At 68.8% G+C, this 6,555-nt stretch carries 5 protein-coding genes; 2 read left to right on the top strand and 3 right to left on the bottom strand.

Annotated features, from left to right (window positions below; all coding sequences use genetic code 11):
• A complete protein-coding gene (locus tag QZW52_RS17955) occupies positions 1-912 on the bottom strand; it encodes an AEC family transporter (RefSeq protein ID WP_434738362.1) in 912 nt (303 codons plus the stop codon).
• A gap of 136 nt (positions 913-1,048) precedes the next feature.
• On the opposite strand from QZW52_RS17955, the gene QZW52_RS17950 reads away from it, so the two are divergent.
• On the top strand, positions 1,049-2,026 hold the full coding sequence (locus tag QZW52_RS17950; RefSeq protein ID WP_294001203.1) for a tripartite tricarboxylate transporter substrate binding protein BugE: 978 nt from the start codon (positions 1,049-1,051) through the stop codon (positions 2,024-2,026).
• A 21-nt stretch (positions 2,027-2,047) separates the two neighbouring features.
• Here QZW52_RS17950 and QZW52_RS17945 read toward each other — a convergent pair whose 3' ends face one another.
• Entirely contained in the window at positions 2,048-2,800 is a 753-nt protein-coding gene (locus tag QZW52_RS17945) for an amino acid ABC transporter permease (RefSeq protein WP_294001201.1), read from the bottom strand.
• Between the two features lie 153 nt (positions 2,801-2,953).
• Here QZW52_RS17945 and QZW52_RS17940 point away from each other — a divergent pair, with 153 nt between their 5' ends.
• Positions 2,954-6,103: a sensor domain-containing protein gene (locus QZW52_RS17940; RefSeq protein ID WP_294001200.1), complete on the top strand. Its 3,150-nt coding sequence runs from the start codon at positions 2,954-2,956 to the stop codon at positions 6,101-6,103.
• A gap of 15 nt (positions 6,104-6,118) precedes the next feature.
• Here QZW52_RS17940 and QZW52_RS17935 read toward each other — a convergent pair.
• Positions 6,119-6,555: transporter substrate-binding domain-containing protein (locus QZW52_RS17935; protein WP_294001198.1), on the bottom strand; the 437-nt coding region annotated here is incomplete at its 5' end.

Raw genomic sequence — 6,555 nt, 5'->3', positions numbered from 1 at the left:
TCAGCCGCCGTGCAGCCGTGAGAACACTGTCAGCGCCACTGGCACGCTCACCATCCCCAGCAGCGTCGAGGCCGTCACCAGCCCCGCCACGTAGACGCCATCCCCGCCCATGCGCGCCGCCAGCACGTAGCAGCTCGACGCGGTGGGCATCGCGGCGAAGGCGACGAGGATTTGCGCCTGCCCCATCGGCAAGGCCAGCAGCACGCCCAGTCCCAGCCCGACCAGCGGGAGCACGGCATGGCGGATCCCCAGCAGCGCCACCGCCAGCCCTGGTGCCTTGCGCAAGCCACCAAACTCCAGCCCCGCGCCCACTGCCATCAGCCCCAGCGGCAGTGCGGCGGCGCCGATGCGGGTGAAGGTGATGTCGATCACCTGTGGCAGCTTCAGCCCCGCCAGATTGCCGATCAAGCCCGCCACGGTCGCCAGGATCAGTGGATTGCGCAGCAGCTCGCGCCCGGTGCTGTGGCCGCCGTGGCGCGCCAGGCTCCACACTGCGCCGATGTTGCACAGCGGCACGCACAGCGCAATCAGCAGCGCCACCCACGCCACCGACGCCGACCCGCCCAGCCGCTCGGCCAGCGCCAGCGCCACATACGAGTTGAAGCGGAAGGCCACCTGTGCGCCGGAGGCTTGCAGGTGCGCGTCGATCTTCGGCACCGAGCGCAGCAGCGTCGCCAGCACGAGTCCCGTCCCCACCGTCAGCACGCCACCGAGCGCCAGCCCCAGCGTGGCCGCCGGCTGCAGCGGGCTGCGCACGATGGAGGTGAACAGCAGCACCGGGAACAGCAGCCAGTACACCAGCCGCTCGGCGCCGTTCCACACCGGGCGGTTCAGCGCCGTCCAGCGGCACATGGCAAACCCCGCGATGATCAGCAGGAAATCGGGCAGCAACAGCAAGGCGATGGACAACATCGTGCCAGCGTAGCGCAGCCGCCTCGTTTTCCCCTACGCACCATCCACAACGCCCACCCGCTGGGTAGCATGAGAATCGACTGGGCATCGACAGAACGAATCCCAGACCACTCCAGGAGCACTCCGCATGCGCATGATGAAACGACGCCAGATCCTCGCCACGTCCACCGCGGTCCTTGCCGTGGCGCTGGCCCCGCTCGCCGCCCGGGCCGAGGGCTTTCCGAGCAAGCCGGTCAAGGTGATCGTGCCCTTCGCCCCTGGCGGCACCACGGACATCATCGCCCGCATCATGGGCGAGCGGATCGGCCCGGCGCTGGGCCAGACGCTGATCGTCGAGAACAAGGCGGGTGGCGGCGGCATCATCGGCGCCAATGAATTGGCCAAGTCCGTACCTGATGGCTACACGCTGGGCATGGCGACGGTCTCCACGGTCGCCGCCAATCCGGCCATCAACCCCAAGACCCCCTACAACCCGCTCACCGACTTCGCGCCGATCATCAACATCGCCGCGACGCCCAACGTGATCGCCGTGCATCCGAGCTTTCCGGCACGCGATTACAAGACCTTCCTGGACGTCCTGAAGAAGAACCCTGGTCGCTACAGCTACGCCACCTCGGGCACCGGCGGCATCGGCCACCTGCAGATGGAGCTGTACAAGAGTCTGGCGGGCGTCTTCATCACCCACATTCCCTACCGCGGCGCTGGTCCCGCGCTCAATGACACGGTGGCCGGGCAGGTGCCGGTGATCTTCGACAACATGCCTTCGGCGCTGCCCTTCATCAAGGACGGGCGGTTGATCCCGATCGTCGTGTCGGCGCCGCAGCGGCTGGCGGTGCTGCCGGACGTGCCGACCTTCAAGGAGATCGGGATGGAGCCGGTCAACCGCATGGCCTTCTACGGCTTCGTCGCGCCCAAGGGCACCCCGCGCGACGTGGTGGACAAGATCGGCGCGGCCGTGCGCAAGACGCTGGAAGACCCGGTGGTGAAAAAGCGCATCGAGGACACCGGCTCGGTGATCGTCGGCAACACGCCCGAGCAGTTCGCCGCGCAGATCAAGGCCGAGTTCGAGGTCTACAAGAAGGTGGTCGAGGTCCAGAAGCTCAAGCTGGACTGACCGACCAACCCCCGTCGTTTCTCAGCGCCCGCGCAGGTGGGCGGGCGCTTCGAGCCGCTTGGCAAGCAGGGACAGCACCAGCGTCAGCACCAGGTAGATCGCCGAGATCGCCAGGTACGGCTCCCAGTAGCGCGAATACGCCCCCGCCACCGTGCGGGCGGCCAGCGCGAGTTCGGCCAGCCCGATCGCCGACACCAGCGACGAATCCTTGATGAGCGTGATGCCCTCGTTGACCAGCGCGGGCACCATGCGGCGGAACGCCTGCGGCAGGACCACGAAGCGCATGCTCTGCGCGTGCGTCAGGCCCAGCGAGTAGCCGGCCTGCGTCTGACCGAGGTGGATGCTCTGGATGCCGGCGCGGAAGATTTCGGAGATGTAGGCCCCGGCATTCAGGCTCAGGGCGAGGCAGCCCGAGAAGAAGGCGCCGTGCTCCTGGCGGAAGGTGCGGGCCAGGTCGCCGCTGAGGAGCAGGCCGTTGTCCGGGTGGATCAGTGCCGGCATCAGCGCGAAATGCACCAGCAGGATCTGCACGAACAGCGGCGTGCCGCGGAAGAAGGTGACGTAGGCGGTGGTGATGGCCCGCAGCGTCTTCATGCCCCAGGCCCACAGCGTGGCGCGGGGCGGGGGCGCGTTCACCGAACTGCTGACCAGCCCGAAGCCGGTGCCCAGCACCATGCCGGCAACGATGGCCACCAGCGTCAGCTCGATGGTGGTGATCACGCCTTCGGCGAAGAGCGGCCCGTAGCCGGCCAGGATGTTCCAGCGCAAATCCATGGTGTCGTGGCGCCTGTGGCAAAGGTTGGAGTAGGGGAATCGGGGTGGCGTGCGAGTTTACGCGGCATGGTGGTGCGTGCCCATGGCCAGCGGGCGGCGGCGCTGCCCGGACATAGCAGAATGCGGGACCGCCACCGCTGAGCCCGCGAGCCAATGCCTACTCCCTGTCTGCCCACCGCGCCGGACGCCGCATTGTTCGACCACCTGCCCGATCCGGCCTGGCTGGAAAACGAGGCAGGGCAGGTGCTCACCCGCAACCGGGCCTTCACGGCGCTGATGGGCCACGGCGTCGAAACGGTGCCCGGCGGACGGCTCCCTGTGGAAGCACTGCACCTGGTGCGCGCCGACACGGGCGAGCAGGTGTGTGTCGAGGTGGTGCGGGTGGCGCGGCCGGGGATGGGCTGGCTGGCGGTGGCCCGCGACATCACCTTGCGCCAGCAGACCGCCCACCGCCTGCACGAGCGCGAAGCCCTGTTCCGCACCGTGAGCGAGGCCGGCCGGGCGTTTGCCTGGGAAATCGAGGTCAACGCCGAGGGCGAGGCGCTGCGCTTCGTGTTCGTGGATGGTGCCGTGGAGAACGTGCTGGGGCTGGATGCAGACGTGGTGCTGCAGTTGCCACCGCTGACCGGCATTCCTGCGGCGCATGTGCTGCGTGTGCGCGAGCACATCCGCACGACCGTGCGTGAGCAGCGCATGCAATTCGGCATCGAATACCCCGTCAAGCTGCGTGACCACCAGGTGCGCTGGTTGATGGGCGATTGGGTGCCGGTGATCGATGCGTCGGGGCAGGTGTGCCGCGTGCGTGGTGCCACCCGCGACATCACCACCCGCAAGGCATTGGCCGATGCGCTGCAGGAGCGTTCGCGCCAGCTCGATGCGCGGCTGCGCGAGGCGCAATGCCTGTTCGAGGTGAGCGCGTCGCTGGGGGACTTCACCCTGACGCCCGCGCAGGCGGCGCATGTGGTGGCGGTGTGTCTGCCGATGGCCTTCGAGCGGCCAGAGCGGGTGCAGGTGGGCGTGATGCTGGGCATGGAACGCGTCGGCGACGACCCGCCCGCCGGTGGCTGGCCGCTCTGGCAGGGCATCGAGCTGGGAGGCCAGCCCCTTGGCCACATCGGTGCGGCTTGCACCGACCTGCAGAGCCCGGTGCCGTGTGATCCGTCGCCCGACCCCGTGCTGCTGGCGGCATTGGCGCAGGAATTGACCCGCTGGTACCAGCGCCGCAACGCCGCCGAGCAACTGCGCCACAGCGAAGCCCGGCTGCGCGGCGCCCAGCGCGCCGCCGGCCTGGGGAGCTGGTGGTCGGACCCGGTGGGCGACCGGATCGTGCTGAGCGAGCCGGCGTGCGCGCTGTTCGGGCAGCCGGTGGGCAGCGTGCTGGATTTCGATGCGCTGGTGGCCTGCGTGGCGGAGCGTGACCGTGCCCGCTTGCGCCGCCAATGGCGCATGGCACTGACCCGTGGCGCGCTCGACATCGAACTGCGCCTGCACAACGACACGTCGGCGAGCTGGTTGCACCTGTGTGCCGAGATGGCGCGTGACGCCCGCGGCCAGGCGCTGGAGATCAATGGCACCGCGCGCGACATCAGCGACCGCAAGCGCGACGAGGAGCGCATGCGCCTGTCGGCCCGCATCTTCGACTCGGCCAGCGAGTCCATTGTCGTCACCAACCCGCGCAACGAGATCGTCGCCGTCAACGCCGCCTTCACGCGGATCAGCGGCTACGAAGCGCACGAAGTGCTGGGCCGCAACCCCGGTCTGCTGGGCGCGGGCCGCTTGAATGCCGCGTTCTACCAGCGCATGTGGCGTGCGCTGCAGCAAGAGGCCAGCTTCCAGGGCGAGTTCTGGAACCGTGCCAAGGACGGGCGCGTCCACCCGCTGCTGCAGACCATCACCGTGCTGCGCGACAGCGAGGGCCAGATCACGCACTACGTCGGCATCGGCGCCGACCTGTCGCGCCTGCGTCAGGCCGAAGCGCGCACCGATTACCTCAGCAGCCATGACGCGCTGACCGATCTGCCCAACCGGCAGGCGATCGGTGCGCGGTTGCAGCAGGCCATCTCTGCCCGGCCGTCGCCGCAGGCGCCCAACGTTCAGGCGGGCGTTCTGGTCATCGGGCTGGACGGGTTCAAGTCCATCAACGATTCGATGGGCCACACCGCCGGCGACGCCGTGCTGACCGAGATGGCCGACCGCCTGCGCACGCTCGTTCACCAGGGCCTGTTCGTCGGGCGGCTGGGCGGGGACGAGTTCGTTGTCCTGCTGGAGCGCGCCGGGCGGGACCGCTGCGCCGAGGTGGGGCGGCAGTTGCTGCGCGCGCTGTCGGTGCCGCTGTCCATCCAGGGCCACGAACTGACGGTCACGGCCTCGGCGGGCATCAGCCTGTTTCCGGGTGACGGACAGGCCAGCGATGTCCTGCTGCGCAACGCCCAGAGCGCGCTCCACGGTGCCAAGCACGATGGCCGCAACACCTGGCGCTTCTACGATCCGCAGATGAACCAGGCGTCTCTGGAGCGGCTGATCCTGGTGTCGGCCTTGCGGCGCGGGGTGGCGGCGGGCGAGCTGCGCGCGTGGTACCAGCCCAAGCTCGACCTGTACACCCGCGAGGTGGTGGGCGCCGAGGCGCTGGTGCGCTGGAAGCACCCGGACCAGGGCTGGATCCAGCCGGCGCGCTTCATCCCGGTGGCCGAACAAAGCGACCTGATCGTCGTCATCGGCGAGTGGATGCTGCGCGAGGTCGCTACCCAGATCGCGCACTGGCACGCCCAGGGGCTGGGCTGGCTGCCGGTGGCGGTGAACCTGGGTGCGCGGCATTTCAGCGATCCGGCGCTGCCCGCGTTGCTGCGCCAGTTGCGCGCCGAGCATGGCCTGCCGCCGAACGTGCTGGAGCTGGAGATCACCGAATCCACCCTGATGGACGCGGGAACGGAGCCAGGGCAGTGGCTGGGCGAGCTGCGCCGCACCGGCGTGACGCTGGCGATCGACGATTTTGGCACCGGCTATTCGAGCCTGTCCTACCTGAAGAACCTGCCCGTGGATGTGCTCAAGATCGACCGCAGCTTCGTCAGCAACATCGAGCGCGACGGGCGGGACATGAGCATCGCCGGCACCATCATCGCGCTGGCACATGGCCTGGGGCTGAAGGTGATTGCCGAAGGCGTGGAGACCGAAGGTCAGCGTGCCCTGCTGGAGTCGCAGGGCTGTGACCAGGGGCAGGGCTGGCTCTATGCCCGGCCCATGCCCGCCGCCGAGTTCGACGTGTGGCGGCGGGTCTGGGGTGCGCCGCAGCTCACTGGGGGGTGAGCGCAGCGGCCGGACTTACTTGGCGGCGGCGGGGGCTGCGCCGAAGTACTGGGCGTAGATCTTGTCGTAGGTGCCGTCGGCCTTGATGTCGGCCAGGCCCTTGTTGATCTTCTCCAGCAGCTCGGCGTTGCCCTTCTTCACGGCGATGCCGTACTGTTCCGGCGCGAACGAGGCGGTGTCGGCGACGGTCTTGAACTTGGCGCCCGCGTTGTTCGCCACGTAGTGGATCACCACGCCGTTGTCGGCCACGACCGCGTCCACGCCGCTCGACTCCAGCTCCTTCAGGGCCAGCGGGGTCGATTCGAACCGCTTGATCGCCGTGCTGTTCTTGCCCAGCAACTTGGTGACGACTTCATCGCCGGTGGTGCCGGTCTGCACGCCGACCTTGAGCTTTTTCAGGTCGTCGAACTTGGCGACCTTGGAGTCGGCCTTGACGGCGATGAGCTGCTGCG

It is taken from the genome of Sphaerotilus sp. (genome assembly GCF_013299175.1).
GTDB lineage: Bacteria > Pseudomonadota > Gammaproteobacteria > Burkholderiales > Burkholderiaceae_C > Sphaerotilus.
This window is presented reverse-complemented; position numbering and strand designations above follow the sequence as displayed.